The 25,959-nt window shown below is 70.7% G+C and carries 27 protein-coding genes, 3 tRNA genes and 2 pseudogenes; 16 read left to right on the forward strand and 16 right to left on the reverse strand.

Annotated elements, in window-relative coordinates:
- Positions 1-4: 4 nt before the first annotated feature.
- The 4 genes from folE to tilS all read right to left on the reverse strand — a co-directional run bounded on the left by folE (position 5) and on the right by tilS (position 4,467).
- Positions 5-667 carry a GTP cyclohydrolase I FolE gene (gene folE, locus HOW07_RS06055; RefSeq protein ID WP_175116328.1) on the reverse strand — a complete coding sequence of 221 codons (663 nt, stop codon included), beginning with the start codon at positions 665-667 and terminating at the stop codon, positions 5-7.
- 5 nt (positions 668-672) lie between these two features.
- Positions 673-2,691, reverse strand: coding sequence for an ATP-dependent zinc metalloprotease FtsH (ftsH, locus tag HOW07_RS06060; RefSeq protein ID WP_175116329.1), 2,019 nt, complete (start codon positions 2,689-2,691; stop codon positions 673-675).
- Between the two features lie 154 nt (positions 2,692-2,845).
- Positions 2,846-3,397, reverse strand: coding sequence for a hypoxanthine phosphoribosyltransferase (gene hpt, locus HOW07_RS06065; RefSeq protein ID WP_064294334.1), 552 nt, complete (start codon positions 3,395-3,397; stop codon positions 2,846-2,848).
- Positions 3,398-3,459: 62 nt separating this feature from the next.
- Entirely contained in the window at positions 3,460-4,467 is a 1,008-nt protein-coding gene (gene tilS / locus HOW07_RS06070) for a tRNA lysidine(34) synthetase TilS (RefSeq protein WP_285038301.1), read from the reverse strand.
- Positions 4,468-4,596: 129 nt separating this feature from the next.
- On the opposite strand from tilS, the gene HOW07_RS06075 reads away from it, so the two are divergent.
- Positions 4,597-5,088, forward strand: a complete 492-nt coding sequence (locus tag HOW07_RS06075; protein WP_064294335.1) for an inorganic diphosphatase — start codon at positions 4,597-4,599, stop codon at positions 5,086-5,088.
- A gap of 87 nt (positions 5,089-5,175) precedes the next feature.
- Here the strand turns inward: HOW07_RS06075 and HOW07_RS06080 are convergent, their stop codons facing one another.
- A complete protein-coding gene (locus tag HOW07_RS06080) occupies positions 5,176-6,471 on the reverse strand; it encodes a M23 family metallopeptidase (RefSeq protein WP_254628167.1) in 1,296 nt (431 codons plus the stop codon).
- Between the two features lie 291 nt (positions 6,472-6,762).
- Between HOW07_RS06080 and HOW07_RS06085 the strand changes: the two genes are divergently transcribed.
- The 9 genes and pseudogenes from HOW07_RS06085 to HOW07_RS06125 all read left to right on the forward strand — a co-directional run bounded on the left by HOW07_RS06085 (position 6,763) and on the right by HOW07_RS06125 (position 11,815).
- Positions 6,763-6,838, forward strand: a tRNA-Glu gene (locus tag HOW07_RS06085).
- A 117-nt stretch (positions 6,839-6,955) separates the two neighbouring features.
- Positions 6,956-7,029 (forward strand) — tRNA-Asp (locus HOW07_RS06090).
- A gap of 78 nt (positions 7,030-7,107) precedes the next feature.
- A tRNA-Phe gene (locus tag HOW07_RS06095) sits at positions 7,108-7,180 on the forward strand.
- A gap of 191 nt (positions 7,181-7,371) precedes the next feature.
- The gene (locus HOW07_RS06100) at positions 7,372-7,812 is read left to right on the forward strand and encodes a hypothetical protein (protein WP_175116331.1); all 441 of its coding nucleotides are present in this window, start codon (positions 7,372-7,374) and stop codon (positions 7,810-7,812) included.
- A gap of 374 nt (positions 7,813-8,186) precedes the next feature.
- Entirely contained in the window at positions 8,187-9,404 is a 1,218-nt protein-coding gene (locus HOW07_RS06105) for an HNH endonuclease signature motif containing protein (protein ID WP_175116332.1), read from the forward strand.
- Positions 9,405-9,916: 512 nt separating this feature from the next.
- Positions 9,917-10,375, forward strand: a complete 459-nt coding sequence (locus tag HOW07_RS06110) for a hypothetical protein (RefSeq protein ID WP_079001566.1) — start codon at positions 9,917-9,919, stop codon at positions 10,373-10,375.
- 42 nt (positions 10,376-10,417) lie between these two features.
- Positions 10,418-11,017: a TetR-like C-terminal domain-containing protein gene (locus HOW07_RS06115; protein ID WP_175116333.1), complete on the forward strand. Its 600-nt coding sequence runs from the start codon at positions 10,418-10,420 to the stop codon at positions 11,015-11,017.
- Positions 11,014-11,421, forward strand: a pseudogene (locus tag HOW07_RS06120) (arsenate reductase ArsC); the annotation flags it as partial. The gene HOW07_RS06115 and the pseudogene HOW07_RS06120, both read left to right, overlap by 4 nt.
- Positions 11,422-11,674: 253 nt before the next feature.
- Entirely contained in the window at positions 11,675-11,815 is a 141-nt protein-coding gene (locus tag HOW07_RS06125) for a hypothetical protein (RefSeq protein WP_153303386.1), read from the forward strand.
- A 26-nt stretch (positions 11,816-11,841) separates the two neighbouring features.
- Here the strand turns inward: HOW07_RS06125 and HOW07_RS06130 are convergent, their stop codons facing one another.
- Genes HOW07_RS06130 through HOW07_RS06150 form a run of 5 tightly spaced genes read right to left on the reverse strand, consistent with a single transcriptional unit; the run spans position 11,842 to position 15,758 of the window.
- Positions 11,842-12,603, reverse strand: a complete 762-nt coding sequence (locus HOW07_RS06130) for a GH25 family lysozyme (protein WP_175116335.1) — start codon at positions 12,601-12,603, stop codon at positions 11,842-11,844.
- Positions 12,604-12,648: 45 nt separating this feature from the next.
- On the reverse strand, positions 12,649-13,725 hold the full coding sequence (locus HOW07_RS06135) for a sulfate/molybdate ABC transporter ATP-binding protein (protein ID WP_175116336.1): 1,077 nt from the start codon (positions 13,723-13,725) through the stop codon (positions 12,649-12,651).
- On the reverse strand, positions 13,722-14,537 hold the full coding sequence (locus tag HOW07_RS06140) for an ABC transporter permease (protein ID WP_371743587.1): 816 nt from the start codon (positions 14,535-14,537) through the stop codon (positions 13,722-13,724). The genes HOW07_RS06135 and HOW07_RS06140 overlap by 4 nt, the downstream gene beginning before the upstream one ends.
- Positions 14,538-14,541: 4 nt before the next feature.
- The gene (gene modA, locus HOW07_RS06145; RefSeq protein WP_175116337.1) at positions 14,542-15,357 is read right to left on the reverse strand and encodes a molybdate ABC transporter substrate-binding protein; all 816 of its coding nucleotides are present in this window, start codon (positions 15,355-15,357) and stop codon (positions 14,542-14,544) included.
- On the reverse strand, positions 15,354-15,758 hold the full coding sequence (locus HOW07_RS06150) for a molybdopterin-binding protein (RefSeq protein WP_064296069.1): 405 nt from the start codon (positions 15,756-15,758) through the stop codon (positions 15,354-15,356). Before HOW07_RS06150 ends, modA begins: the two co-directional genes overlap by 4 nt.
- 125 nt (positions 15,759-15,883) lie before the next feature.
- On the opposite strand from HOW07_RS06150, the gene HOW07_RS06155 reads away from it, so the two are divergent.
- Complete coding sequence (locus tag HOW07_RS06155) at positions 15,884-16,552, forward strand: SGNH/GDSL hydrolase family protein (protein WP_175116338.1); 669 nt, start codon at positions 15,884-15,886, stop codon at positions 16,550-16,552.
- A gap of 21 nt (positions 16,553-16,573) precedes the next feature.
- Here the strand turns inward: HOW07_RS06155 and HOW07_RS06160 are convergent, their stop codons facing one another.
- On the reverse strand, positions 16,574-17,866 hold the full coding sequence (locus tag HOW07_RS06160) for a M23 family metallopeptidase (protein WP_121291673.1): 1,293 nt from the start codon (positions 17,864-17,866) through the stop codon (positions 16,574-16,576).
- A gap of 19 nt (positions 17,867-17,885) precedes the next feature.
- Positions 17,886-19,202: a bifunctional phosphopantothenoylcysteine decarboxylase/phosphopantothenate--cysteine ligase CoaBC gene (gene coaBC, locus HOW07_RS06165; RefSeq protein WP_175116339.1), complete on the reverse strand. Its 1,317-nt coding sequence runs from the start codon at positions 19,200-19,202 to the stop codon at positions 17,886-17,888.
- Between the two features lie 81 nt (positions 19,203-19,283).
- Here coaBC and HOW07_RS06170 point away from each other — a divergent pair, with 81 nt between their 5' ends.
- The 3 genes from HOW07_RS06170 (at position 19,284) to HOW07_RS06180 (ending at position 22,251) form a co-directional block, all read left to right on the forward strand.
- Positions 19,284-20,033 carry an NRDE family protein gene (locus HOW07_RS06170; protein WP_175116340.1) on the forward strand — a complete coding sequence of 250 codons (750 nt, stop codon included), beginning with the start codon at positions 19,284-19,286 and terminating at the stop codon, positions 20,031-20,033.
- A 99-nt stretch (positions 20,034-20,132) separates the two neighbouring features.
- Positions 20,133-21,038 (forward strand): LysR family transcriptional regulator, encoded by a 906-nt coding sequence (locus tag HOW07_RS06175; RefSeq protein WP_071259707.1) that lies wholly within the window; start codon positions 20,133-20,135, stop codon positions 21,036-21,038.
- Positions 21,039-21,261: 223 nt separating this feature from the next.
- Positions 21,262-22,251: an MBL fold metallo-hydrolase gene (locus HOW07_RS06180; protein ID WP_175116341.1), complete on the forward strand. Its 990-nt coding sequence runs from the start codon at positions 21,262-21,264 to the stop codon at positions 22,249-22,251.
- A 9-nt stretch (positions 22,252-22,260) separates the two neighbouring features.
- Here the strand turns inward: HOW07_RS06180 and HOW07_RS06185 are convergent, their stop codons facing one another.
- The 4 genes from HOW07_RS06185 to HOW07_RS06200 are packed head-to-tail and all read right to left on the reverse strand — an operon-like array spanning position 22,261 to position 24,466.
- Positions 22,261-22,818, reverse strand: a complete 558-nt coding sequence (locus tag HOW07_RS06185) for a hypothetical protein (protein WP_147427134.1) — start codon at positions 22,816-22,818, stop codon at positions 22,261-22,263.
- 55 nt (positions 22,819-22,873) lie between these two features.
- Positions 22,874-23,389: a DUF427 domain-containing protein gene (locus HOW07_RS06190; RefSeq protein WP_064296061.1), complete on the reverse strand. Its 516-nt coding sequence runs from the start codon at positions 23,387-23,389 to the stop codon at positions 22,874-22,876.
- 40 nt (positions 23,390-23,429) lie between these two features.
- Positions 23,430-23,858, reverse strand: coding sequence for a hypothetical protein (locus tag HOW07_RS06195; RefSeq protein ID WP_175116342.1), 429 nt, complete (start codon positions 23,856-23,858; stop codon positions 23,430-23,432).
- On the reverse strand, positions 23,855-24,466 hold the full coding sequence (locus tag HOW07_RS06200) for a helix-turn-helix transcriptional regulator (RefSeq protein WP_064296059.1): 612 nt from the start codon (positions 24,464-24,466) through the stop codon (positions 23,855-23,857). Before HOW07_RS06200 ends, HOW07_RS06195 begins: the two co-directional genes overlap by 4 nt.
- Before the next feature lie 109 nt (positions 24,467-24,575).
- Here HOW07_RS06200 and HOW07_RS06205 point away from each other — a divergent pair, with 109 nt between their 5' ends.
- Both HOW07_RS06205 and HOW07_RS19780 read left to right on the forward strand, forming a co-directional pair.
- Positions 24,576-25,547: an NAD(P)/FAD-dependent oxidoreductase gene (locus HOW07_RS06205; protein WP_175116343.1), complete on the forward strand. Its 972-nt coding sequence runs from the start codon at positions 24,576-24,578 to the stop codon at positions 25,545-25,547.
- A gap of 91 nt (positions 25,548-25,638) precedes the next feature.
- Positions 25,639-25,956 (forward strand): annotated as a pseudogene (locus HOW07_RS19780) (iron chaperone); the annotation flags it as partial.
- Between the last annotated feature and the right edge of the window lie 3 nt (positions 25,957-25,959).

The raw sequence follows: 25,959 nt of genomic DNA on the forward strand, positions 1-25,959 counted from the left end.
GCGATCACCCCGCCTGGTCGGCGGACGCGCCGATCAGGACCATCAGCTCGGCCCGCGCGGCCGGATCGGCCAGGGCTCCACGGCTGGCGATGGTGACGGTGGTGCTCGTCGCCTGGCGCGATCCGCGCATCGAGACGCAGCCGTGCGCGGCCTGGAGCACGACGAGGACGCCGCGGGGCGCGAGCCGCTCGACGAGGGTGTCGGCGATCTGCTCGCTCAGGCGCTCCTGGACCTGCGGGCGCGATGCGAGTGTGTCGACGAGCTTCGGCAGGGCACCGAGGCCGATGACGAGTTCGTCAGGCAGGTAGGCGATGTGCGCCGTGCCGAGGAACGGGAGCAGATGGTGCTCGCACACGGAACGGAAGGCGATGTCCCGGACGAGCACGACGTCACTGGTCGCGCCCTCCTCGATCGGGATGGGGCGGGCCAGGTGCACGCCGGCGTCCTGGCCGACGCCACCGAAGAACTCCGCGTACGCGTCGGCGACACGCGTCGGGGTGTCGGCGAGGCCGTCGCGGGAGGGGTCCTCGCCGATCGCCTCGAGGATCTCGAGGACCGCTGCGGCGATCCGTTCGCGGTCCACCGACGACCGCGAGGCCGAGCCCTGATCGGGCTCGGCCTGCGCGGCTGCGACCGCGTCGTCCGCGGTGTGCTCGCCGTGGGTCATGCGGGCTAGGCGGTCGCCGGTCGCGGCTTCGTCGCGCGGGCGCGCTTGGGCTTCGCGGGAGCCTCGGGCTCGGGCTCCGAGCTCACGCCGCCGTCGGCCGCACCGGAGTCGATGGGTGCGGTGAACGATGCGGAACCGACGGCCGAACCCGACCCGACGGGACGCTTCTCGCTGGACAGCCAGACGGGGCGCGGCGGGAGCTTCTTGACGTCCTTGAAGATCTCGGCCAGCTGGACGTGGTCGAGGGTCTCCTTCTCCATCAGCTCGGCGGCGAGGCGGTCGAGCACGGCCCGGTTGGTCGTGATGACCTGCCAGGCTTCGTCGTGTGCGGCCTCGATGAGCTCGCGGACCTGGGCGTCGACGCGCTGCGCGATCTCCTCCGAGTAGTCGCGCTGGTGGCCCATGTCGCGGCCGAGGAACATCTCGCCCGAGGACTGCCCGAGCTTGACGGCGCCGACGTCGGTGGTCATACCGTACTCGGTGACCATCTTGCGAGCGATGCCCGTGGCTTTCTCGATGTCGTTCGACGCACCCGTGGTCGGGTCGTGGAACACGAGCTCCTCGGCGACGCGGCCGCCCATCGCGTAGGCGAGCTGGTCGAGCAGCTCGTTGCGCGTGACGGAGTACTTGTCCTCGAGGGGCAGGACCATCGTGTAGCCGAGGGCGCGGCCGCGCGGAAGGATCGTGACCTTCGTGACGGGGTCGGTGTTGTTCATCGCCGCTGCAGCGAGCGCGTGACCGCCCTCGTGGTACGCGGTGATGAGCTTCTCCTGCTCGCGCATGACGCGCGTGCGGCGCTGCGGGCCGGCGATGACGCGGTCGATGGCCTCGTCGAGTGCGCGGTTGTCGATCAGCTGCGCGTTGGAGCGCGCCGTGAGCAGTGCGGCCTCGTTGAGGACGTTGGCGAGGTCGGCACCGGTGAAGCCGGGCGACTTGCGGGCGACGACCTCGAGGTCGACGCTCGCGGCGAGCGGCTTGCCCTTGCCGTGCACCTCGAGGATCTTCTTGCGGCCGGCGAGGTCGGGGGCGTCGACGCCGATCTGGCGGTCGAAGCGGCCCGGGCGCAGCAGCGCGGGGTCGAGGATGTCGGGACGGTTGGTCGCGGCGATCAGGATGACGTTCGTCTTGACGTCGAAGCCGTCCATCTCGACGAGGAGCTGGTTGAGGGTCTGCTCGCGCTCGTCGTGACCGCCGCCCATACCGGCGCCGCGGTGGCGACCGACGGCGTCGATCTCGTCGACGAAGATGATCGCGGGCGAGTTCTCCTTGGCCTGCTGGAAGAGGTCGCGGACGCGGCTCGCACCGACACCGACGAACATCTCGACGAAGTCGGAACCGGAGATCGAGTAGAACGGCACACCGGCTTCACCGGCGACGGCGCGGGCGAGGAGCGTCTTGCCCGTTCCAGGAGGGCCGTACAGCAGGACGCCTTTCGGGATGCGCGCGCCGACGGCCTGGAACTTCGCGGGCTCCTTGAGGAAGTCCTTGATCTCTTCGAGCTCCTCGATCGCCTCGTCGGCACCGGCGACGTCGTCGAAGGTCACCTTCGGCGACTCCTTCGAGACGAGCTTCGCCTTGGACTTGCCGAACTGCATGACCTTGTTGCCGCCGCCCTGCATGCCGGAGAGCATCAGCCAGAAGAAGACACCGATGAGCAGCAGCGGGAGGAGGAGTCCGAGCATCGACAGGAGCCAGCTCGGCTGGGGCACCTTGTCGTTGTAGCCACCGGACGGGTCTGCGGCGTCGACGGCCTCGACCACGTCGGCCGCACGGGCGCCGACGTAGTAGAACTGCACCTGCTTGCCGAACTCGTCGTCGGCCTTCGTCAGCGTGAGGTCGACGCGCTGGTCGCCGTCGGTGATGACGGCCTCCTTGACCTGCCCCTTCTCGAGGAAGGCGAGACCCTCTTGCGTGGAGACCTCACGGAAGCCGTTCATGCTCATCAGGCTGATGCCGATCCAGAAGACCAGGGCGGCGATGATGAGGTACGGGATGGGACCCTTGAAGAGACGCTTGACGTTCATAAGTTGAGAGGCCGGGGCTGGCCCGTTCCCTTTCTGCAGGAGGGGTCGACGGGCGGAGCCGCGTCGCGAATCAGGCTACCCCCTCGCCGCTGGATGCCTCCCCTGTGTTTGCCGTGGGCTTAACAGGGGTGCGGTGTGAGGACGGTGGAGTGGTTCAGGCGTAGACGTGCGGGGCGAGGACGCCGACGTCGCGGAGGTTGCGGTACTTCTCGTCGAAGTCGAGGCCGTACCCGACGACGAAGTCGTTCGGGATGTCGAAACCGACGTACTTGCACTCGACGTGCACCTTGGCGGCCTCGGGCTTGCGGAGGAGCGCGCAGACCTCGATGGACGCGGCTCCGCGCGAGGCGAAGTTCTCGAGCAGCCAGGAGAGGGTGAGGCCGGAGTCGATGATGTCCTCGACGATCAGGACGTGACGGCCGGTGAGGTCGGCGTCGAGGTCTTTGCGGATCTGGACGACACCGCTCGACTTCGTGCCGGCGCCGTACGAGCTGACGGCCATCCAGTCCATCGAGAGCGGGATGCGGAGTTCGCGCGCGAGGTCGGCCATGACCATGACCGCACCCTTCAGGACGCCGACGAGCAGGACGTCCTTCCCGGCGTAGTCGGTCTCGATCTGCCGGGCGAGTTCGGCGAGCTTGTCGCGGATCTCCTGCTCGGTGACGAGGATGGTCGTGAGGTCGTCGGAAATGTCGCTCTGCTCCATGCGTCGAGTGTATGCGAGATGACCGGGACGCCCGTGCGCCTCCTGCTCGGAGAGCCCGTCGGTCAGCGGGCCGCGAAGACGATGCGTCCCGCGTGCCGGGACGCCGTCAGGCCTGGCAGGTCGATCGGCCCCTGGCCCGCCCAATCGGTGACGAGCCGCGCGACCTCGATCGTCTGCGACCTGGTGAGCGAGACGCCGAACTCGCTCTGCACGATGTACCGGATGATGCGCTGGCGGAGCGCCGCCGGATTGGCGGCGAGTGCCCCGGCGCTGACGGAGATCCCGGCCTCGGCGTGCTCCACGAGCTCCTCGATGGTCTCCTCGATCATCTCCTCGAACGCGTCCGCATCCTCTCGGGCGGCGTCGGCGGTGCGGGCGAGGGCCTCGGCGATCCCCGGCCCGAGCTCCGCCTCGAGCACCGGCAGGACCCGTTCCCGGACCCGGACCCGCGCGTAGGCGTCGTCGGTGTTGTGCGGGTCGTGCCACGGTTCGAGTCCTTCGGCCGCGCACGCCTCGCGGGTCTGGGAGCGTCGGATCCCGAGCAGCGGTCGGAGGAGTGCACCGGAGACGGGCGCCATGCCCTGGAGGCTACCCGTGCCCGACCCGCGAGCGAGGCCGAGGAGCACGGTCTCCGCCTGGTCGTCGAGGGTGTGCGCGAGCAGCACCAGGGACGCACCGACCTCGACCCGGGCGGCGTCGAGTGCGGTGTACCGGGCCGCCCGTGCCGCGGCCTCCGGTCCGCCCTCGGAGCCCACCTCGACGACGCGGACGAGGACGGGGTCGAGCCCGAGGGCACGCGCCTGGTCCGCGGCGCGCGCCGCGACGTCGGCCGAGCCCGCTTGCAGTCCGTGGTCGACGATCACGGCGCCGGCCCGCAGACCGACCTTTCCGGCTTCGAACGCGGTCGCGGCGGCGAGCGCGAGCGAGTCGGCGCCACCGCTCAGCGCGACGAGCAGGTCGGCACCGGCGACGTCACGCGTCGCCGCTGGCGCCGTGCCCGCGAGCGCATCGCGCACCGCCTTCCGCAGGGCGGCGACGGACGGGTGGAGCGGGGGTCGGACGTCGTTCACGCGGACCACGCTATTGCACCGCGCCGAGCGCCTCCCCACACCGTTCGCTCCGGGACGCATCGGTTATGGTTGGTCCTCGTCGGCGACCGCGCCGACTCCACGTCATCCAACCGCGCAAGGAGCAGGCTTATGGCCGAGTACGACGCCGTCATCGAGATCCCGCGGGGCAGCCGCAACAAGTACGAGATCGACCACGAGACCGGTCGGGTCTTCCTGGACCGCGTCCTGTTCACGAGCTTCGTCTACCCCGCCGACTACGGCTTCTTCGAGAACACCCTCGGCGAGGACGGCGACCCGGTCGACGTCCTGGTCCTGCTCGACTTCCCGACCTTCCCGGGCGTCGGCATCAAGGTCCGCCCCGTCGGTGTGCTGCACATGACGGACGACGGCGGCGGCGACGACAAGGTCATCGCCGTGCAGTACAAGGACCCGCGCTGGTCGCACATCCAGGACCTGAACGACATACCGCAGGCGACGCGCGACGAGATCGAGCACTTCTTCGTCCACTACAAGGACACCGAGCCCGGCAAGTGGGCGCGGATCGACGGCTGGGGCGACGCCGCAGCGGCCGAGAAGATCATCCTCGCGGGCTTCGACAAGCTCAAGGCTGAGGGGCACTGACCCCCTGCGGACCTCCGCTCACCGCATGACGAAGCGGCCGGCACCCGAGGGTGCCGGCCGCTTCGTCGTGCGGGTCGCTGCGCTCGATCAGCCGAGCGGCGCCCCGCGGTCGGCCATGAACGGCTGCGCGTCGATCGCGCTGCCGTTGATGCGGACCTCGAAGTGCAGGTGGCAGCCGGTCGAAGCGCCGGTCGTGCCGACGTAGGCGATGACCTGTCCGGCGGAGACCTGGTAGCCGACGCCGACCTGGATGCCGCCGTTCACGATGTGCGCGTAGCCGGTCGAGACGCCGGAGCCGTGGTCGATGAGGATGAAGTTGCCGTAGGTGCCGTACCAACCGGCGTAGGTCACGGTGCCGGAGGTAGCCGCGTAGATCGGGATCCCGCAGCCGCCCGCGATGTCGGTGCCGCGGTGGAAGCTGCCCGAGCTGCCGCCGCCGGTGGAGATCGGATCGCGGTAGCCGTAGGTGCCCGAGATGCTGCCGGAGGCCGGGATCGCCCAACCCTGGCTGCTGAGCTGACCGCCGTCGGCGCTCTGCCCCCGTGCAGCGGCTTCGGCCGCGGCCTTCGCCTTCGCCGCTGCGACTCCGGCCTCATAGTCCTGAACCGTCTTCGCCGTCGTGTCCTGCAACGCGGTCAGCTGCGCGTTGAGCGTGACGATCAACTCCTGGTTCTTCTCGAGCTTCTCCGCCGCCGCGGACGCCGCCGCCTGGGCGGCCTCCATGGCCGTCTGAGCCGCCTGTCGGAGCGATTCGCGCTCGTCGCGGGCGACACCGGCCTGCTCGCCGAGCGCAGCCGCGGTGTTGCGTGCGGCGACCGCCTGCTCGTAGACGCCGTTGCTGTGCTCGGCGACCTGGTTCATGTTGCCGAGCTTCGACAACAGGTCGGTCGCGCCCTTGCTCTCGCCGTCGAGGAAGAGGCTCAGACTGAGGTCGGCGCCGCCCGACCGGTAGAGCTGCGAGGCGACCCGACCGGCCTGCTTCGTGGCGGTGTCGGCCTCGGTCGTCTTGGCGTCGGCCTGCGACTGGATCGCGGTGGCCCGGGCGTCCGCCTCGAAGAAGGCCTCCTCAGCGGCCTGGAACTCCGTGCCGCGTTTCTCGGCCTCGTCCTGGGCGACCTGCAGTTCGTCCTGCAGCTGGACGATGAAGTTCTTGATGTTCGTGACTTCGGCGGCCTTGGCGGCCTCGTTGCCCTTCGCCGCCTGGACGTCGTCCCACGAGGGGTAGTCGGCTGCCGACGCCGGACCGGCGACGCCGAACGAGCCGACGATCGCGAGCGACATGACGATGGCGGCGGTGAGGCGTCCTCGCCACCGCACGGATGACGCCGATCCGGCGTTGGTCGTCCGGCTTCGGCGCCAAGCGCCGGCAAGCTTCTTGCTCATGAAGTAGGGGCCCATCTCGGTTCGCTGCAGTCACATCGGTCACATCGGTACCACTGTCCACGCTAGCCCGACGGGGGTCGGGACCGGCTGCGGACACTCCCGTCGGCCGTGGCATCCGGGAGTGTTCCACGCCAGAGGCTAACCCCGGCCGGGGGCCGTGCAGTGGTCATTCGGCGCCTGTCGCCACATCCGGCATGGAGTGCCGACCGCAGCTCCGCGAACCCGATTTTGGATTCGGCGGTTTCATCCGTATGCTTGTCGCTCGGTAGTCATGAAGCTTCAGGGCTTCGCGGCCCTATCGTTTAGCGGCCTAGGACACCGCCCTTTCACGGCGGCAGCACGGGTTCGAATCCCGTTGGGGTCACCACCGACTACTGGAAAAACAGCCGCTCGGATTCAGGTATAGTGAGTCTGCGCGACTGCGAGAAGCACCGAGGAACACCAGCATCACCGCAGTTCGTATCACCAGCAATTCAACATGTATGGCCCTGTAGCGCAGTTGGTTAGCGTGCCGCCCTGTCACGGCGGAGGTCGCGGGTTCAAGTCCCGTCAGGGTCGCAAAAGGTCGGAAGCCCTCTCGCAAGGGAGGGCTTCTGCTTTTGAGACATCGTCGCCGTTCGTGCAGCTGATGTACTCGGCTCTGTAGCTCAGTTGGTAGAGCGCACGACTGAAAATCGTGAGGTCACGGGATCGACGCCCGTCGGAGCCACGGAACCCCCACCTAGCTTCTACATGGTGGGGGTTCTTTTTTTGCCCTGCCGCCGGACCGCATGCCCCGACGAGTTGCCACTCCCCTGCCATGACGGTCAGACTCGCAGCGTGGAATCGAGACCGGCACACCGAGCGACCGACCAGGTACCGCGGGTGACGTCTCGAAGCGCGTTCTGGATAGCAGCCTCCGTGCTCGCAGTCATGCTCGGCACGTCACTCGTCGCCTGCTCGGACACGAGGTACGGACTGCCGCGCGATGAAGCCGTCGGCACCTGGCGCAGCGGGGACACCCGGCTCGAGCTCGCCGACGACGGAACGTTCGAGGCCACCGCCTGGCCCTCGCAGGTTCAGTGCAGCCGTGACGACGACCCCCGTGCGGACGAGCCGATCGACTTCTCCGGGACCTGGATGGTGGACAACGAGGGAACCCATCGCGACCTGATCCTGGAGCCCGGTGGCGGTGCATGCGATCGCTCCAGGATCACCTCCGATGTGCGGAGCGACGACGATCTCGCACGTCTCTGCGTCCACGCCCGCGGGTCCTTGTCCGGTCCGGCCGAGAACTTCTTCACCCTGTATCAGGGTGATCCTCCGGAGACCGAGGATCCGGATCGCTGCCTGAACTACTAACGCACCCGGGATGGACCAGCCTCCTCTGCTCCCTGAGCACCCGCTCCCGGTCCCTGAGCGACAAGGAACCTCCGCACGTCGACGAGCTCAGTGACCGGAAAGCACACTCGGCGAAGTTCGACCCCTGAGCCTGCCGAAGGGCGACGGGCCACCTCGCGAATCCGGCGCACCCTGTCACGTTCCCTGGGCCCGTCGAAGGGCCCGCGTAGGCACTTCGACAAGCTCAGTGACCGGAGGAGGTCCACCCGAATCCCCTCCCCTCCTCGAGCAACCCTTTCCCGGCCCCTGAGCCTGTCGAAGGGCACACGAGGAGACTTCCACAACCGGTGCGACTCAGCATCTGGAATGTCAGTGGTCCATGGTGGACTTGTCCCATGACCGAGACCACCACTTCCGCAGTTCGAGCTGGCGACCACTACGCCGCGCAGCTCGCGGAGTTCTCGGACCACTACGCGGAGATCCAGCGTCGGCGTGCTGCTCTGGACGCCGAGGAGGCCCGGCTCCTCGCCCATTCTGCCGCCTACGCAGACGCCTTCGCCGACGCCACGGTCCCGGCGATCTTCCCGCCGGCGGAACGGCAGGCCCTCTCCCGTCGCTCGACGTGTGCGGCGCTCGCGATGGCGACCCGCACCCCTGAGCGGACCGTGCAGCGTGCGACGAACGACGCGGAAAGGCTCGTCAACGACGCACCGGCCGTGCTCGCCTCCCTTGAAGCGGGCCGCATCTCGGCGCGGCACGCGCAGACGATCATCGACCAACTCGCAGAGGAGTCCACGAACGCGAACCTCCGCAGGCGCGCCCGCGTCCTGCGCGAGCGTCTGCACCCCGAGTCGATCACCGCCCGAGCGATCCGCTCCGAGGCCGACCGCCGGGTCGAGTTCGAACCCGCAGCGGACGGGATGGCGTGGGTGCATCTGTTCACCACGGCCCCGATCGCCCAGGGCGTCATCGAGCGGGTTGAGGCCGCGGCGGCTGAGTCGCGCGCCGCCGGCGACACCCGCACCTGCGGACAACTGCAGGCCGACGCTCTCGCCGCCCTCGCGCTCACCGGCGTCACACCGGACGACGTCATGTCGAGCCCGGTCCTCCCGCACCCGATCGAGGTGCAGGAGCACATCACGCCGACCGTGCAGATCACGGTCCCGGCACTGAGCATGGCCGGTGTCTCCGACGCCCCGGCAACCCTCGACGGCTACGGTCCCATCGACCCCGAGACCGCCGCACGCATCGCGGTGAACGCACCGAGCTTCACCCGCATCCTGGTCCAGCCGGAAACGGGATCCGTGCTGTCCGTCGAGCGGAACCAGTACCGCGTTCCCGCCGACCTCCAACGCGCTGTGCGGTTGCGGGACGGCACCTGTCGGGCGCCGGGCTGCGGCAGGCGTGCCCGGGCTTGCGACCTCGACCATTCGGTCGCGTGGGAAGACGGCGGCACCACGGATGTCGGGAATCTCGCCTGCCTGTGTCGACATCATCACCGGATGAAGCACCTGCCCGGATGGAACCTCGAGCACGGTCCCGGCGGGGTCCTCGACTGGACAACGCCAGACGGGAAACGCCATCGAACGGAACCGGACCCGGCGCCGTTCTGACCTCCGAACGACAAGGCGTCCTCGTGGGCACTTCGACAGGCTCAGTGACCGGGAGAGGTGTGCCCGGAACCATGGGTGTCCTCGTAGGCACTTCGACAGGCTCAGTGACCGGGAGAGGTGTGCCCGGAACCAGGGGTGTCCTCGTAGGCACTTCGACAGGCTCAGTGACCGGGAGGACGCACTCAGTGACAGGAAGAGGCGCGTCCGAAACGAGGAGGCGTCCTCGTGGGCACTTCGACAGGCTCAGTGACCGGGAGGACGCACTCAGTGACCGGAAGAGGTGTGCCCGGAACCATGGGGTGTCCTCGTGGGCACTTCGACAGGCTCAGTAACCGGGGTGGACACGCTCAGTGAGCGGGAAAAGTCCACCGGAGACGACCCGGTCCCTGAGCCTGTCGAAGGGCAGTCCGGTCGAGCCAGCTCGATGCACGTGAGGACGTCCGCCGGATCGCATCGTGCACCTCCGTCCGCAAGCCCCAGACATCCGGGGCCGATCGGGACAGACTGATGACATGAGTTCTGCAGACGATCGCACCACCGACGGCCCCGACGACGCCCACCGAGTCCCCGAAGGGGTCGACGACGCCACCGTGGAAGCGGTCGGCAAAGTGACCGAGGCGCTCGAAGTCGTCGAGCAGGCGCGCGGCATGCTCTACGGCTTCCATCGCCTGACCGGTAAAGCGGACCTCGCGCTCGGCGAAGCCGCGGACGCTCTGCGCGAAGCCGGACACGACGCCCTCGCCGACCGGATCGACACCGAGCTGGTCGGACGCAACGTCATCGACGGACGCTGGACGTTCCAGATCGTCGAAGACTACGACGGCAACTACTGGGAGCCGTTCCGCACGCTCGAGGCGGAGGTCCGCAACGAGTTGGCGGGCGGCCGACGCCACCTCGCGGAAGCCGCGATGAAGGAGGACCGCCGCACGCACGGCGCGCCCCACCACGAAGCCACACCGCCGACGGTCTGAGGCAGCACGGCATCAGGGCAGCGTGCCGTTAGGCTCGATCCGATGACCGATGCACCCGTTTCCCGGACGAAGTTCTCCCGCCAACGGGTGATCGTCGGAGCCGCCGAGTTCGCCGACACGCACGGAGCCGACGCCCTCACACTCGCCGCCCTGGCCCGCGAGCTCGACACCTCGGCACCGGCCCTCCTCAAACACGTCCGCAGCACCGAGGACCTCCGCGCCGCCGTCGCCCAGCTCGCCCTCGCCCAACTGGCCAGCGGGCTCGACATCGCGACGACCAGCCTGAGCGGGACCCCCGCCCTCACCGCACTGGCCGACGGGTACCGCCGCTTCGCCCTCGCCTATCCCGGTCGGTACACCCTCGCGTTCTCGATCGAGGACGTCCGTGCCGACACCGGCGAGCCGGCCGACCGCGAGCTCGTGATGCTCGTCGAACGCGCACTCGCGGGGCGCGGTCTCGACAGCGTGGCGATGACGGACGCCGGACGCATCGTCCGGGCGGCCCTCCACGGCTTCGTGTCACTCGAGCTCGTCGGCGGCTTCACCCGCGGCGCCGACCCCGCCAGCAGCTACGCTGCCCTCGTGGAGCTGCTCGACCATTCGTCCGCACTCGGCTCACGCCACCCCCAGGAGACGCCATGACCATCACGACCACCACCCCCACCGTCCTCTTCGTCTGCGTGCACAACGCCGGTCGCTCCCAGATCGCAGCCGGCTTCCTCGGTGCCCTCGCCGGTGACCGGGTCGAGGTGCTGTCGGCCGGGAGCGAGCCGAAGGACCGGATCAACACCGTGGCGGTGGAGGCGATGGCCGAACACGGCATCGACATCACCGCGGCCGTGCCCCGCATCCTCACGACCGACGCCGTCCGGGCGTCCGACGCGGTCATCACGATGGGCTGCGGCGACGCCTGCCCGATCTTCCCCGGCAAGCGCTACGAGGACTGGGAACTCGAGGATCCGGCCGGGCAAGGCATCGAGGCAGTCCGCCGCATCCGCGACGACATCGAGGAGCGGATCGCCGCACTGTTCGTCGAACTCGTGCCCGCCGAGGCATCCGAGTTCCCGGCCACCATGGGCTCGGTCGCCCACGACGCACTCAGCGCGCACGGCTTCACCCGGTTCGAGCAGCTCACGAGGGTCTCCCCCGCCGCCCTGCTCCGCATCCACGGCGTCGGCCCGAAGGCCGTCGACCTCCTGACCGCAGAACTCATGGCCCGCTCACTCGCCTTCGCCTCCTGAGGACGCCTGCGACGCGCAACCCCATTGCCCGGCGCGACACCCGTCGTATCGTGGTCGTATGAGCAAGCACGCAGCGAACGACGACAACCTCCCCGAGGACCACGAGACCACCGAGGACTCCATCGAGCAGGAGGTCGACGGCGAGGACACGTTCCTCCCCGTCGCCGAGCCGACCACCGGTCCCGCTCCCGCGCCGTAACCCGAGGCGCCTCTGGACGCCGCGGCTCAGGGTCCGACGAGCGCTTGGAGGTCATCCCGTGAACCGTCGAAGACGTTCACGTCGATGAACTCCTCCTTGCCGACGTACCCGGGCATCCGTTCCCGGCTGGTGTACTGCCAGAGGTCCCACGCCCGCCCGTCCGACAGGACCGGCGGCGTGACGACCGAGCGGATCCAGAGAGGGTTCCGCTCGTACGCACCCGCGAGGAACGCGTCGTAATACCGCATGGTTGCGTAGATGATCGGCGGCCGACCGTAGTGCTCCTCGAGTGCGGCGAGGAGCGGATCGAGCACGGCGGCGACCCGCTCAGCACTCGGTGGCGTCCGGCAGTAGTCGGCGTAGCACTCGAGATCGATGGTGATCGGGAGAGCGCCCGCAGTGACCGGCACGGTGTCGAAGATGTTCTGCGCCTGCGTCTCGGCCGGGCTGTCGAAACTCAGGAAGTGGTACGCCCCGATGAGTAAGCCGCTCTCGTCGGCCGCACGCTGCGCGCCCGCCCAGTTCGCGGCGAACCGTTCGTCCTGATCACCTGATCCCTCGGTCGCCTTCATGATCGCGAAGTCGATGGGCTGAGCCGCGAGGACGTCCCAGTCGATCTCGCCCTGGTACGACGAGACGTCGACACCGCGCACCGCGTACGAGGCGGCCAGGATCGCGTTCGGCCGCACGAGCCCCATGGCGACGAGCGCCGCGCAGATCCCGCCGATGGCGAGCGTGCCGGCCGCCCCGACGACGATCGGCCACCAGCGCCTCCAGAATCGGTTCATCGACTCACTCTGTCACGTCTCGGACGTGTCCCGGAGCAGGACGCCTCAGCGCGGGTAGAGGACCGCGGCCCGCGGGTCGACCACGAAGTCGACGACGTCCCCCGTCGACCACCCCGCGGCCGCGAGCTGCTGCACGGCGACGTCGGCGGTGATGACCGCCGAGCGGACCCGGACGACGTCACCGCGGGGTTCGAGGTCGGTGATCATCGCGCGGAGGGCGCCTGACGCACTCGGGCTGCCAGACCCGTCAGCCTCTCGGACCTCGACGCGGGACGGTCGGAACGCGCAGGCGGCGGCGACCCCGACCGGGATCGGGTCTATCTCCGCGGAGGTGTCGACCTCGACCTCCGCCCCGTCCCGCAGACGGATCCCGCGTGCTGTGCGAACGCCCGACAACAGTTCGAGTCCCGCGAGGTCCGCGGTGAACGCCGTCCGCGGCCGCTCGAGCACCTCCGCCGTCGGCCCCTGCTCGACGATGCGCCCGGCGTCCAGGACGATCACCCGGTCCGCGAGCGTGTACGCGTCGAGCACCTCATGCGTCACGAGCACGGTCGTCCGTCCGTGCAACTGCTCACGGAGCATGCGGCGCAGGTGGGGCGCGACCGTCGCATCGAGTGCGGCCATCGGTTCGTCGAGGAGCAGGAGGGCCGGGTCCGGGGCCAGCGCGCGGGCGAGCGCCACCCGCTGCGCCTGACCGCCGGACAACTCGGCAGGACGGCGCCCTTCGAGCTCGGACGCCTCGACGTCCGCGAGTCGTCGTCGGGCGATGTCCCGAGCCTCGCCGCGCGACGCTCCGGCGACCAGCGGGCCGTAGGCGACGTTGTCGAGCACGGAGCGGTGCGGGAAGAGCAGCGCCTCCTGCGCCAGGAGCGAGATCCCCCGCCGATGCGGCGGTGACCACCGGTCCCGACCCGATCCACCGACCGCGAACAGCTCGCGACCGGCGAGGGTCGCGTGACCCGTGTCCGGACGCAGGAGCCCGGCGAGGACGGCGAGCAGCGTCGACTTGCCGGCGCCGTTCGGTCCGAGCACGGCGACGGTCTCCCCGGCGGCGAGGTCGACGGCGAGCTCCCAGTCGCGTTCACGCAACGTCGCTCGGAACTCCAGGGCCGCCCCGGTCATCGCACTACTCCGGCGACGGTCCGTCCACGGCGGATCGCCCCCTGCGCCCCAGCGACGCCGACGACGAGCACGGCCACGACGACGAGGACGAGCGACAGCGCGACCGCGGCGTCGGGATCGGTCTCGCGCTGCAGGTAGATCTCGAGCGGCAGCGTCCGCGTGACCCCCTGCAGGCTGCCCGCGAACGTGAGGGTCGCACCGAACTCGCCGAGGGCCCGCGCGAACGACAGGATCGCGCCCGACACGACGGCGGGTGCGAGGAGCGGCAGCGTGACGGTGCGGAAGACCGTGGTGGGACGTGCACCGAGCGTCGCGGCGACGGCCTCGTACCGCGAGCCGGTCGTGCGGATCGCCCCCTCCAGGCTCAACACGAGGAACGGCAGGGCGACGAAGGTCTGGGCGAGGACGACGGCGGTCGTGGAGAACGCGATGTCGATCCCGGCGTCCGCGAGCGCCGGTCCGAGCAGGCCGAGCCGACCGAAGGTGTAGAGCAGGGCGATCCCGCCGACGACGGGTGGGAGCACGAGCGGGAGGAGGACGAGCGACCGCAGCAGACGCTGCCCCGGGAACCGGGTGCGAGCGAGGACGAGGGCGAGGGGCACGCCGAACACGATGCAGAGGGCCGTCGCGAGTGACGACGTCCGCAGACTCAGCCCGAGCGCCGCGACCGACGACTCGGAGGTGACGAGTGCACCGAAGTCCGCCCAGTCCACGCGCAGGACGATCGCGACGAGCGGCAGCAGGACGAACGCCGCGCCGACCGCGGCGACGACGACGATCCAGCGGGGCACCCCCGAGCCGAGTTCCCTCACGGGGTCACGGTGCGCCGAAGCCGGCGTCGGCGAGCACCCGCTGTCCCTCGGCGCTCACGACGTAGGCCGCGAACGCCGCAGCGACGGCGGGGTTCGCGCTTCCTGCCAGCGGCGCGATCGGGTAGGTGTTGACGGCCTTTGACGACTCGGGGAAGGCGATGCCCCGCACGGCGTCGCCGGCCGCGATGACGTCGGTCACGTAGACGAGCCCGGCATCGGCCTCGCCCGAGGTCACCTTGCCGAGGACGTCGGTGACGGAGGACTCCTCGCTGATCGGGCTCAGCGCGACACCCGTGGCGTCCTCGACGGTGACCGTGGCCGCTCCACAGGGGACCTGCGGCGCACACACGACCGTCTTGACGCCCGGACGGGCGAGGTCGGCGAACGTCTTCACGCCGGCAGGGTTCGACGGGGGCACGGCGATCTGCAGGACGTTGGTCGCGAAGTCGACCGGGTCGCCCTCGACGAGGTCGGCATCGGTCAGCTTCGCCATGTTCTTCTCGTCTGCGGAGGCGAACACGTCGCCGGGAGCACCGTTCGTGAGCTGCGTGACGAGGTCGGAGGAGCCGGCGAAGGTCAGCTCGACGGTCGTACCGGGATGCGCCTCCTCGAAGTCCTCCGCGAGCGCAGTGAAGGTCGTCTTGAGCGACGCCGCCGCGTAGACCGTGACGGAGCCGCTGAGATCGTCCGCCGTGGCCGAGGCGGCGGGTGTCGGCGTCGCGGTGGGGGCGGCGCAGGCGGACGCCGCGAGCAGGACGCCGGTGCCGAGGGCCAGTGCACTGAGCAGTCGGAAGGATCGACGGGGTGCGATGCGGTTCATGAGCTCGCCTTCGGGGTCTCGATGAGGACCGTCGTGGCCTTCACGACGGCGATGGCCGTGGACCCGAGTTCGAGACCGAGTTCACGTACGGCCTCACTGCTCATGAGCGACACCACCCGATGCGGGCCGCACTGCAGTTCGACCTGCGCCATGACCGTGTCCATCGTGATGTCGGTGACGATGCCGACGAAGCGGTTGCGTGCCGAGCGTCCGATCTCCGAGGGGTCGACGGGGAGGACGGCGTTCTCCCTGGCCAGCCGAGCGAGCGACAGGCCGTCGACGACCGCTCGGCCCGCCTCGTCCTTCGCGCTGACGAGTGCGCCCTGGTCGATCCAGCGACGGACGGTGTCGTCACTGACCCCGAGGAACAGGGCGGCGTCTCGGATACGGATCTGCGGCATGGAGACAGGCTAGTGCACGCATTCGCGTTGATACGACGTAACCGTAACCGCATCCGCGTTCCGGGCCGTCGGCAGTCGACCGGCGCTTGGGCCCTCCGCGACGCCCACCGCTCCGAAGCATCCGTATGAGATCACGACTGCTCGCCGCCGTCACCCTGCTCGCCCTCGCCACCGGCCTCACCGCCTGCGCTTCCCCCGGCTCGGGGACCGGCGGCGCCACGGGCGACGGACCGCTCGTCGCGTTCTACGGCGACTCGTACACCCTCGGCACCGGAGCGAGCGACCCGGCCAACCGCTGGTCCACCGTCGTCAGCGAGGAACGCGGCTGGCGGGAGTTCAACCCCAGCGTCAACGGCCTCGGGTTCGTGAACCACCGCGACCGCTTCGGCGACGGCAGCGGCGACCTCCCCTCCCTCATCATCGCCGAGCAGCCCGACATCGTCTTCGTCACGATGGGCCTCAACGACGCGTTCAGTTTCGACGATGCCGCCGACCGGATCCACGAACAGATCACGACGGACCTGCATCGCCTCCGCGACGCCCTCCCGGAGGCCCGCTTCATCGTCGTCGAACCGTTCTGGTACACCGACGAGCGACCGCAGTCGATCGAGACGATCATCGGCTGGGTGGCCGACGCCGCGCAGGAGATCGACGCCGACACCATCCCCGGGGCGTCGCACTGGATCGAGGGACACCCGGAGTGGATGGCCGCAGACGGCCTCCACCCGAACGACGAGGGGTACGCGGAGATGGCTCGCCGCATGGACGCCGAGCTCGAGCGCCTCGGACTCTGACGCCTCGATCCGGGACGCGGCTCAGCCGAGCCGGATGCCCCGGTCCGCCATGAACGGGACGGCGTCGACGCGCGAACCGCCGATCCTGACCTCGAAGTGCACGTGGCATCCGGTCGAGGCACCCGTCGTCCCGACGAGCGAGATGTTCTGACCGGCGGACACCCACTGCCCCTCGCCGACGAGGATGCTGCTGTTGTGCGCGTATCCGGTCATGACGCCGCCGCCGTGGTCGACGAGGACCCAGTTGCCGTAGGTGCCGAGCCAGCCGGCGTAGACCACCGTGCCGGCGTTCGCGGCGTAGACCGCTCGCCCACAACCTGCTCCGATGTCGGTGCCCGAGTGGAACGGGTTGACGCCGGGCACGGGGCGACCGGGTCGCGGTCCGTAGTTGTCGGTGATCCGGCCGGAGATCGGCAGGGCCCATCCCTGGCTCCCGACGGCACCCGAGGCACCGCCACCTCCGCCGCCTCCTCCGCCACCGCCGGCGTTGGCAGCGGCCTCGGCAGCCGCCCGTGCAGCCTCAGCCGCAGCCGCCGCGGCTGCAGCAGCGGCGGCCGCGGCCGCCTTGACTTCCTCGCCCTTGCGGTAGTCGGCCTCGGTGGCTGCGCGGTTCTCCTTGAGGACCACGAGCTGGGCCTCGAGCGTCGCGAGGTACTCCTGCTGCTCGGACACGGCGGTCTCGGCATCGGCGCGGGCCGCGACCGCGTCGCCGAGCGCGGTCTCGGCTGCCGCGGCGAGCTCGCCGAGGGCGGCCTCGGCGATGGTCGCCTGCTCGGTGAGGAGCGACGCCGTGTTCGCATCGGTCCTCGCCCGGTCGTAGGTGCCGTCCGTGGACTCGCTGAGCTTCGTGATCGTGCTCAAACGTCCGAGGAGCGACTCCGGCTCCTGGCCGTCGAGGAACGCGGCGGTACTGAGGTCGACGTTCCCCGACCGCAACCACGCGGCGACGAGCGCGCCGGCCTGGCGTTTGGAGGCCTGCGCCGCGGTCGTCGCTGCGACGGCCTGCTCACGGAGCGAGACGGCACGGTAGCTCGCCTCGTCGACGGCCAGCTGAGCGGCCTCGTACTCGTCGGCACGGAGGACGGCCTCGGCTTCGGCGAGCGCCGCAGCGGTCTTCAGCTGCTGGACGAGCCCCTCGATCTGACCGATGGTCGACTGCTTCGAGGACTCGCTCGAACGGGCCGCCTCGACGTCCTCCCAGCTGGGGTACTCCGCAGCGGCGGCCGGCTGCGCGAGACCCATCGAGAGGACGATGACTCCGGCGAGCGCCGCGGCGATGGAGGCGCGACGGCGCGCGGGACGGAGGCGTGGCATGGTGCCATCGTGGCAGTGGTCAGCCCCGTTCGGGGGGAGGCTCGCCAGCCTGGGAACGAACCGGCTCCGCCCGGTGGGCGAGCACGAGGTCGAGCAGCCGGTCGGCGATGCCGCGTTTCGACCCGGTCGCCTCGCCGACCACCTCGCCGGCGCCGTCGATCACGACGACCTCGTTGTCCGGCGTGCCGAAGCCGTTCGTCCACCCCACACGATTGAGCACGAGGAGGTCGGCGCCCTTGCGTGCCGCCTTGGCCCGGCCGAGGGCCAGCAGCTCCTCGCGGTCGGCGGCGGTCTCCGCGGCGAACCCGACGACCATCCGTCCCGGCACCCGGGCCGCGGCGAGTCCGGCGAGCACGTCGGGGTTGCGGACGAGTCGCAGGGTGAGCTGGTCGCCGGTGTCGTCCTTCTTGATCTTCCGTTCGGCGATCTCGGCGGCGCGGTAGTCGGCCACGGCGGCCGCCATGACCACGAGCGTCGCGTCGGCCGCCGCGTCCTCCACGGCGACCGCGAGTTCCGCTGCGGTGCCGACCGGGACGACCCGCAGACCGTCGACCGCAGCCGCTTCGGCCGCGACGTCGGCGTCCAGGGGCGCCGCGACGAGCACCACGTCCGCCCCGCGCTCGGCGGCGGCCTGCGCGATGGCCAGCCCCTGCCGACCGCTCGACCGGTTCCCGAGGAACCGCACCGGGTCGAGCGGCTCACGGGTGCCACCGGCCGAGACGACGACGCGCTCACCCCGCAGGTCGTCCGGGTGCGCGTCCGCTCCAGGTGTGCGTCCGGCGAGCAGCGCCAAGCCGGCGGCCACGATGTCGTCGGGCTCGCTCATGCGTCCCGGCCCCGTGTCGCCGCCCGTCAGCGCGCCGTGCGCCGGCCCGATGACGGCCACCCCGCGCGATCGCAGGAGGGCGACGTTCGCGGTCGTCGCCGGGTGCTGCCACATCTCGGTGTGCATCGCCGGCGCCAGCAGGACCGGCGCCCGGCTGGCCAGGATGGTGGTGCCGAGGAGGTCGTCGGAGAGTCCCGCCGCGAGTTTCGCGAGGGTGTTGGCCGTCGTCGGTGCGACGACGATGAGCTCCGCGCGCTGCCCGAGGGCGACGTGCCGGACTTCGGCGACGCCGTCGTACAGCGAGGTCGTGACGGGGTTCCGGCTGATCGCCTCGAGCGTCGGCAGGCCGACGAACCGGAGGGCGCTCTCGGTGGGCACCACGTGGACGTCGAAGCCCGCGAGCACGAACCCGCGGACGACGCCGACCGCCTTGTACGCGGCGATCCCGCCTGTGATCCCGACGACGACCGTGCGCCCCGCCGCCTCCCGCGATGCATCCTGCACGCCCATGCCGCCTCCTCGCTTCCGGCGCTCCCGCGCCGGGTCCTCGTCTAGTCTGTCCTAGTCCGGCCGGCCCGAGGAGGAACCAGCGTGTGCACCGTCATCATCGACTTCGAGCCGGGGCGCGCGTGGCCGATCGCCGTCCTCGGGCTGCGAGACGAGCAGCCGGGGCGTGCCTGGGATCCACCCGGCGCGTGGTGGCCCGGACTCGGTGACGGCGTCCGCGGCATCCACGACCGCGAAGCGGGCGGCGCGTGGCTGGCGACGAACGACGGCGCCTCAGGCGGCCCCCGGGCGGCGGTGGTCCTCAACCGACGCGAGGACCTCGACATGCCCGCCGCCGGGTGGACCTCGCGGGGCGTCCTCCCCCTGCAAGCCGTCACGACCGGCGTCGACGCGGACGACGCTCGCAGCGCCCGGTCCTGGAACCTCGTGGAGCTGGGTCCTGACCGCGTCACCGTGACGAGCTGGGACGGCGCCTCGCTCCGGTCGGTCGACGTCGCACCCGGTCTCCACCTCGTGACGCACGAAGGCCCCGACCACCTCGACGTGCCCCGGGTCCACCGGTGGCGGCCGGCCTTCCTCGACGTCCCGTCGCCCACCGGGCCGCTGGACGGAGCGACGGCCGCGTCCTGGGAGCCGTGGTTGCGCACGTTGCGCTCCACGACGAGCGTCCCCGCCGACGCCGACGAGGCGATCGTCCGCATCGACGACCACGACGGTCTGCGCCTCGCCTCGCTCTCGGTGACGGCGCTCTCGCTCGGCCCCGACGGCGCGGTGCTCCGGAACGCCCGACTCGCCGAGCCCGGCCATCTGCCGGAGGAGCTCGTCTGGGAGTGAACCGGACGGTGACGGTCAGCACCCTCCGGAAGCCACGGGACCCGGATCGGACTGCGACCCTTGTGGAGAGCGCCCTGGCGCGCTCGATACTGTTGCAACATGGCCCTGAACCCCGTGCGACTGCGACTGCTCGAGGCGTTCGACCGCCTCGGTACGATCCGCGCCGTCGGCCGTGAGCTCGACCTCAGCCCCTCGACCGTCTCGCAGCAGCTCTCCGTCCTCGAGGCCGAGACCGGCGCCGCGCTCCTGGAACGACGCGGCCGGACGCTCACCCTGACGCCGACCGGTGCGCTGCTCGTCGAGCGCGCTCGGGCCCTGCTCGCGCAGATGGACGCCATCGAGGTCGAGCTGGCCGAGGTCGAGTCCGAGCCGTCCGGTCGGTTCCGCATCGCCGGGTTCGCAAGCGTCATCGCCCCCATCCTCATCCCCGCAGCCCGTTCCCTCGCGCGGCAGTACCCGCGCCTCGAGGTCGAACTCATCGAGGTCGAACCGCACGAGAGCACCACGGCGGTCCAGCGGGGAACCTGCGACGTCGTGATCACCGTCGATCAGGAGGACGGGTTCCTCCTCGACCCCTCGGTGCACAGCGTGCCGCTCACCACCGACCCCCTCCTGCTCATCGCGCCGCTCGACCACCGACTGGCCGCACAGGAGCAGGTCACGTTCAGCGAGCTGCAGAGGGAGTCGTGGGCCCTCGACGCCCCGGGCACCTACCTCGGCGAACTCGTCCCGCTGATCTGTCGTCGCGCGGGGTTCGAGCCGAAGGTGGCGGGACGGTTCACGAGCTACGAGGTCGTCATCGACCATGTGGCGGCCGGGCTGTCGATCGCCGTCCTTCCGGACATCGCGATCGGCTCGCGGACCGACGTGGTGCGGAAACCCATCGCCGGGATGAGCGAACGGAAGATCGTCGCGACGGCGAGGAAGGGATCACTGCAGCGTTCGGCCGTCGCGGCAGCGCTCGCGGCGGTACAGCGTGCCACGGACGAGGCCGTCGCCCGCTGAGCCGCAGCGGAACCGGCCGAGCCTCCTCCGGGGAGGATCAGCCGTGGTAACCGGACTTGGCCATGGCGACGAGCGCTCCGACCAGGCCGATGCCGCCGAAGACGGTGATGAAGGCGATCACGCCGATGAGGATGTCGTTGACGGTCATGCACCCATCGTACTGAACCCGACGGGCCCCACGACTAGGGTTGGTCCGTCCCCCGACACCACCCGGAGCAGCACCATGATCACCTCATCGAGCGAATCCCAGGCTGCCGCCTTCCGCGACGGCCGGATCCCTGCGACGGAGCACCTCGACGCCGACACGGTCGTCATCGCCGTCCCGACCGGCGACCCCGGCAATCCGTTCACCCTCTGCTCGGTCCTCTTCGGCACCGACGGTCGCGCGATCGTCGTCGACCCCGGAACCGACACCCCCGAGGGCCGCGAACATCTGCTGCAGGAGCTCCGCGGTATCGGGGTGACGACGCTCACGGGCGTCGTCGTGACCCACCTGCACCCCGATCACCTGGGCCTCGCCGGCACCCTCCGCGACGAGCTCGCCGCACCGGTCCTCATGCACCGCCTCGAGGACGAGGCGGCCGGCTCCACGCCGCCGGGCCCCGCCGCTCTCGCTGCAGCATTGGACGAGTGGGGCGTCCCGGCCGACGACACGACCGTGCGCCCCTGGGCCACTCGTGCGACGGCACCCGCCGGGCACCTCGGCGACACCCGCGCGGACCGGACGCTCGAGGACGGCGAGCTGCTGACGCTCCCCGGTCGCTCGATCAGGGTCCTGCACACACCCGGCCACACGACGGGTCACCTCACCCTCCGCGATGAGGACCGCGGCTACCTCTTCACGGGCGACCACGTGCTGCCGACGATCTTCTCCGGCCTCGGCCTCGGAGCGCGCACCTCGGAGAACCCGGTGACGGCCTACCTGTCGTCGCTCGACCGCGTCCGCGGCTACGACGGCGATCAGGTGGTCCCCGGACACGGCTTCCGGTTCACGGGACTCGCGGACCGCTGCGACGAGCTGGCCGCGCACCATCTGCGGCGAGCCGACGAGGTGCGAGCCGTCCTGGCTGACGACCCCGACGCGAGCGTGTGGACCATCGCCTCCCGCATCGGCTGGTCGGCAGGATGGGACGCACTGACCGGTCTCCTGCGCGTCTCGGCCCTCACGCAGACCGACTGGCACCGGGCGCGCCTTCAGCAGCTCGCCGGCTGACCGTCCGCGCTACCGGCTGAGGCCGACCCACCCGGCTCGACGACGCGCCAGCGCCCGTTCGAAGGCGTAGAGCCCACCGCCGGCCGCCACTCCGGCGGCGAGCACCGCGAACACGACGACCCCGATCGTCGAGGCGAGTCCGATGGGTGCGGCGATGAGGCCGCCGACGATCAGGACGAGGAAGGCCGCACCACCACCGGCGATCCAGGCCCGGTGGACCGGGCCCCGCTCGCCCCAATGGTCGAGGATGCCGAGCGCCAGCAGCGCGCCGACCGCCCCGACGGCTGCGAGCATCCCACCGACGAGTCCGCCGACGAGGACGGCGATCCCGCCGAGATCGGCCGGATGCATCGAGACGGTCCCGACCGCACCGAACAGCTCCGCACCGGCCGCGAGGGCCGCACCGGCGACCGCACCGACGCTGACGGCGAGGCCGAACAGCGGGACGACACGGAGGAGGGACCAACCCGGGTCCGCTGCTTCATCGAACACGTCCATGGCTTCGACCGCCTCCTGCGCGCCTCGTCGTCGACAGCGCTTGGCGCTCAGCGTGGCATGCGGGTGCATGGTGCTCCAGGGCGTTGCGCGCGACGGAGGAGCGGGTGTAGGGCGGCGGCGTCCGCTACCAGCCGCGCGTGCCCGGAGCGCCCTTGAACGGCCCGACGATCCCCGGCGTGATCCATCCGCCGTAGAAGTCGCCTTCCTGCGCCTGCACCGGCACCCCGTCGACCTCGCAGGCGTCCATGCGTCCCGGATAGACCGCGATCATGCCGAACAGCGGCGCGTATCCCGGGCGTGGATCGGGGTAGGTCCACGCGGCGGCACCGGCGACCTCGTCGCCCACCCGCACGTCGAGGTAGTGGGCCTCGCCCTTGAACTCGCACATGGTCGTCCCGTCGACCGGCACCAGGACCCCGGGCGAGAAGTCCGCCGCCGGCACGTAGTACACCGGCGGGTGGCTCGTCTCCAGGACCCGGACCGCGGCCGTCGACTCCGCGATGACCGTGCCGCCGAACCGGATCACGACGCGCTCGTCGCGCGGCTCGACCCGCGGCGGACGCGGGTACTCCCAGACGGACTCCTCACCGGGTCCGGGCTGGACGGGCAGGGGGCGGCGGAATCGCGAGGAGTCGGGCATCTCCCCATGCTGCCCGGTCCACCTGAGCGACGACCGCGAATCAGTCGGACCGGCCCGCTGGCCGGAGCGCCAGCCAGAGCAACCAGGTGCCGGCAGCGGCGTAGCCGACCAACAGCAGCACGACAGCCGTCGACCCGAGGTCGTAGACGACGGGGATCACCGGGGAGCCACCGACGCCGGCGTCCGTCGACTTCCAGTTCGCGCTCAGGAGGGCCAGGACGAGCAGTGCCGCGGCGCTCGCGAGGACTGGTCCGCCGGTGGCCCAGACCTTCTGCCTGGTCGTCCAGGCGCGCGACCGCCACAGCATGACCATGCCGGCCACCCAGCCGACGAACGGCACGACGAGCCCGCCGAGCATCACGAACAGGGCCGCCGTGATCGCGAACCCGCGGCGTTCGAGGAGCTGCTCCGCGAACGGTCGGTCGTCCTCGGGTGGTCCGACGCCCTCCTCGTCATCATGTCCGATCATGCGCTCCTCCTCGTCGACGTCGCGCGGACGTGCATCCGTTCACCCTGCTTGCCGAACAGGCTGAGGAACTCCACCCCTGCGGCCTCGGCCCGGCCGAACCAGTGCGGGACGCGGGTGTCGAACTCGGCGACCTCACCCGCGGTGAGCACGATGTCCTGGTCGCCGAGGAGGAGCCGCAACCGGCCGTTGAGGACGTAGAGCCACTCGTAGCCCTCGTGGACCTTCTGCGTCTCAGGCGTCTGCGGGCCGTCGCCGCCGTGGATGATGCTCTTGAACGCGTGGAGGCCGCCCGATCGACGCGTCAGCGGCACGATCGTCTGGCCGTGCCGCTGGACGGGCTTCAGATGGACGCGGGGATCACCCGTCTGCGGAGCACCGACGAGGTCGTCCAGGGGCACCTGGTGCGCCTTGGCGAGCGGGAGGAGCAGCTCGAGGTTCGGTCGGCGCTGGCCGGACTCGAGCCGGGAGAGGGTGGAGACCGAGATGCCCGTCTCCGCCGACAGTGCGGCGAGGGTGGTGCCGCGATGCTGCCGGATGGCTCGCAGCCTCGGCCCGACGGCATCCAGGACACCGTCGATGGACCGTTGCTCGTCGTGTGCATGCGCCATGGGTCGATTCTCGCTCGCACATTGCCGCTTCGGCAAGGGTTCTTGCCAGTTCGGCACCGGTCGGCGCACCCTGGACACCTCCCAGCACGTCGAACGAACGGAACGACCCATGAGCACTCCCGCCACTCCAGCAACCACCACAGACCTCGTCGACGCCGTCATCGTCGGCGGGGGCGCCGCCGGGCTCAGCGCAGCCATCATGCTCGGACGATCACGACGGTCCGTGATCGTCGTCGACGGCGGCGAGCCCCGGAACGCACCCGCCGACGGCGTCCACGGTTTCCTGACCCGAGAGGGCACCCCGCCTCGCGAGCTCCTGCGCCTCGGCCGCGTGGAGGTGGCGTCGTACGGCGTCCGCGTCGTCGACGGTCAGGTCGTCGATGCCGGGCGCGACGATGACGGGTTCACCCTGACGACGGCGGACGGCGCGATCGTCCGAGGCCGCCGCCTCCTCATCGCCACCGGCACCGCCGACGAGCTCCCACCCATCCCCGGCCTCTGGGAGCGGTTCGGCCGCGACGCCCTCCACTGCCCCTACTGCCACGGCTGGGAGGTCCAGGACCGCGTGATCGGTGTCCTCGGCACGAACGCCGAGGCCGCAGCCCACCAGGCGCAGCTGTTCCGGCAGCTGAGCGACCGTGTCGTCGTGCTCCGCAACACCGCGGGCGCCTTCACGGCGGAGCAGGAGGCGGCGTTCGCGGCGCGGGGCATCGAGGTGGTCGACGGCGTCGTGGAGCGGCTCGAGATCGCCGACGACCGGCTCGTCGGCGTGCGCCTGGACGACGGCCGCACCGTCCCCGTCGAGGCGCTGGCCGTCGCCCCGGTCAACCGGGTGCGCGCCGAGGCGTTCGCCGGTCTCGGGCTCCACACGCGACCGCACCCCCGCGGAGCCGAGTTCGGCGACGCGATCGGCGTCGACGAGCTGGGTGCCACCTCGGTGCCGGGCGTCTGGGCGGCCGGCGACGTCACGAACCTGCGTACGCAGGTCCTCCAGGCGGCGGCGGCCGGATCGATGGCCGGCGCGATCATGAACGCCGACCTCGTCCAGGAGGACGTGCGGCGCGCCCTCGCGAAGCGGTAGAACCACCACTGTCGCGCGAGACGCCGACATGGGACGATGACGGCACGGGGGCGACGGCTCCCGTGCCGTGTCCGTTCCGACGAGGAGAGACATGCCGGGTGCACCCACCACGATCGACGACTACCTCGCCGCGCAACCCGCCGACGCCGCGGACGCCATCGAGGAGATCCGACTCCGCGTCCACCGCATCGTGCCTGGAGTCACCGAGGCCATCCGGTACGGCATGCCGACGTTCATGCTCGACGATCGCTACCTGCTGTACCTCGGCGCCTGGAAGCACCACATCGCCCTCTACTCGATCCCCCCGTTCGACGGCCCCCTCCAGCACGCCGTCGCCGACTACCGGGCGGCGAAGGACACGCTGCAGTTCCCGTTCAGCCGGCCCATCCCCTTCGACCTCATCGATCGGATC

Origin of the sequence: Plantibacter sp. MCCC 1A11337 (assembly GCF_013349365.1) — a bacterium.
GTDB lineage: Bacteria > Actinomycetota > Actinomycetes > Actinomycetales > Microbacteriaceae > Plantibacter > Plantibacter flavus_A.

Bases quoted from the DNA above. Each gene is read 5' to 3' on its own strand.
- folE (WP_175116328.1), bottom strand. From the start codon at position 667: ATGACCCACGGCGAGCACACCGCGGACGACGCGGTCGCAGCCGCGCAG.
- ftsH (WP_175116329.1), bottom strand. From the start codon at position 2,691: ATGAACGTCAAGCGTCTCTTCAAGGGTCCCATCCCGTACCTCATCATC.
- hpt (WP_064294334.1), bottom strand. From the start codon at position 3,397: ATGGAGCAGAGCGACATTTCCGACGACCTCACGACCATCCTCGTCACC.
- HOW07_RS06075 (WP_064294335.1), top strand. From the start codon at position 4,597: ATGGCCGAGTACGACGCCGTCATCGAGATCCCGCGGGGCAGCCGCAAC.
- HOW07_RS06080 (WP_254628167.1), bottom strand. From the start codon at position 6,471: ATGAGCAAGAAGCTTGCCGGCGCTTGGCGCCGAAGCCGGACGACCAAC.
- HOW07_RS06105 (WP_175116332.1), top strand. From the start codon at position 8,187: ATGACCGAGACCACCACTTCCGCAGTTCGAGCTGGCGACCACTACGCC.
- HOW07_RS06110 (WP_079001566.1), top strand. From the start codon at position 9,917: ATGAGTTCTGCAGACGATCGCACCACCGACGGCCCCGACGACGCCCAC.
- HOW07_RS06115 (WP_175116333.1), top strand. From the start codon at position 10,418: ATGACCGATGCACCCGTTTCCCGGACGAAGTTCTCCCGCCAACGGGTG.
- HOW07_RS06125 (WP_153303386.1), top strand. From the start codon at position 11,675: ATGAGCAAGCACGCAGCGAACGACGACAACCTCCCCGAGGACCACGAG.
- HOW07_RS06130 (WP_175116335.1), bottom strand. From the start codon at position 12,603: ATGAACCGATTCTGGAGGCGCTGGTGGCCGATCGTCGTCGGGGCGGCC.
- HOW07_RS06135 (WP_175116336.1), bottom strand. From the start codon at position 13,725: ATGACCGGGGCGGCCCTGGAGTTCCGAGCGACGTTGCGTGAACGCGAC.
- modA (WP_175116337.1), bottom strand. From the start codon at position 15,357: ATGAACCGCATCGCACCCCGTCGATCCTTCCGACTGCTCAGTGCACTG.
- HOW07_RS06150 (WP_064296069.1), bottom strand. From the start codon at position 15,758: ATGCCGCAGATCCGTATCCGAGACGCCGCCCTGTTCCTCGGGGTCAGT.
- HOW07_RS06155 (WP_175116338.1), top strand. From the start codon at position 15,884: ATGAGATCACGACTGCTCGCCGCCGTCACCCTGCTCGCCCTCGCCACC.
- HOW07_RS06160 (WP_121291673.1), bottom strand. From the start codon at position 17,866: ATGCCACGCCTCCGTCCCGCGCGCCGTCGCGCCTCCATCGCCGCGGCG.
- coaBC (WP_175116339.1), bottom strand. From the start codon at position 19,202: ATGGGCGTGCAGGATGCATCGCGGGAGGCGGCGGGGCGCACGGTCGTC.
- HOW07_RS06175 (WP_071259707.1), top strand. From the start codon at position 20,133: ATGGCCCTGAACCCCGTGCGACTGCGACTGCTCGAGGCGTTCGACCGC.
- HOW07_RS06180 (WP_175116341.1), top strand. From the start codon at position 21,262: ATGATCACCTCATCGAGCGAATCCCAGGCTGCCGCCTTCCGCGACGGC.
- HOW07_RS06185 (WP_147427134.1), bottom strand. From the start codon at position 22,818: ATGCACCCGCATGCCACGCTGAGCGCCAAGCGCTGTCGACGACGAGGC.
- HOW07_RS06190 (WP_064296061.1), bottom strand. From the start codon at position 23,389: ATGCCCGACTCCTCGCGATTCCGCCGCCCCCTGCCCGTCCAGCCCGGA.
- HOW07_RS06195 (WP_175116342.1), bottom strand. From the start codon at position 23,858: ATGATCGGACATGATGACGAGGAGGGCGTCGGACCACCCGAGGACGAC.
- HOW07_RS06200 (WP_064296059.1), bottom strand. From the start codon at position 24,466: ATGGCGCATGCACACGACGAGCAACGGTCCATCGACGGTGTCCTGGAT.
- HOW07_RS06205 (WP_175116343.1), top strand. From the start codon at position 24,576: ATGAGCACTCCCGCCACTCCAGCAACCACCACAGACCTCGTCGACGCC.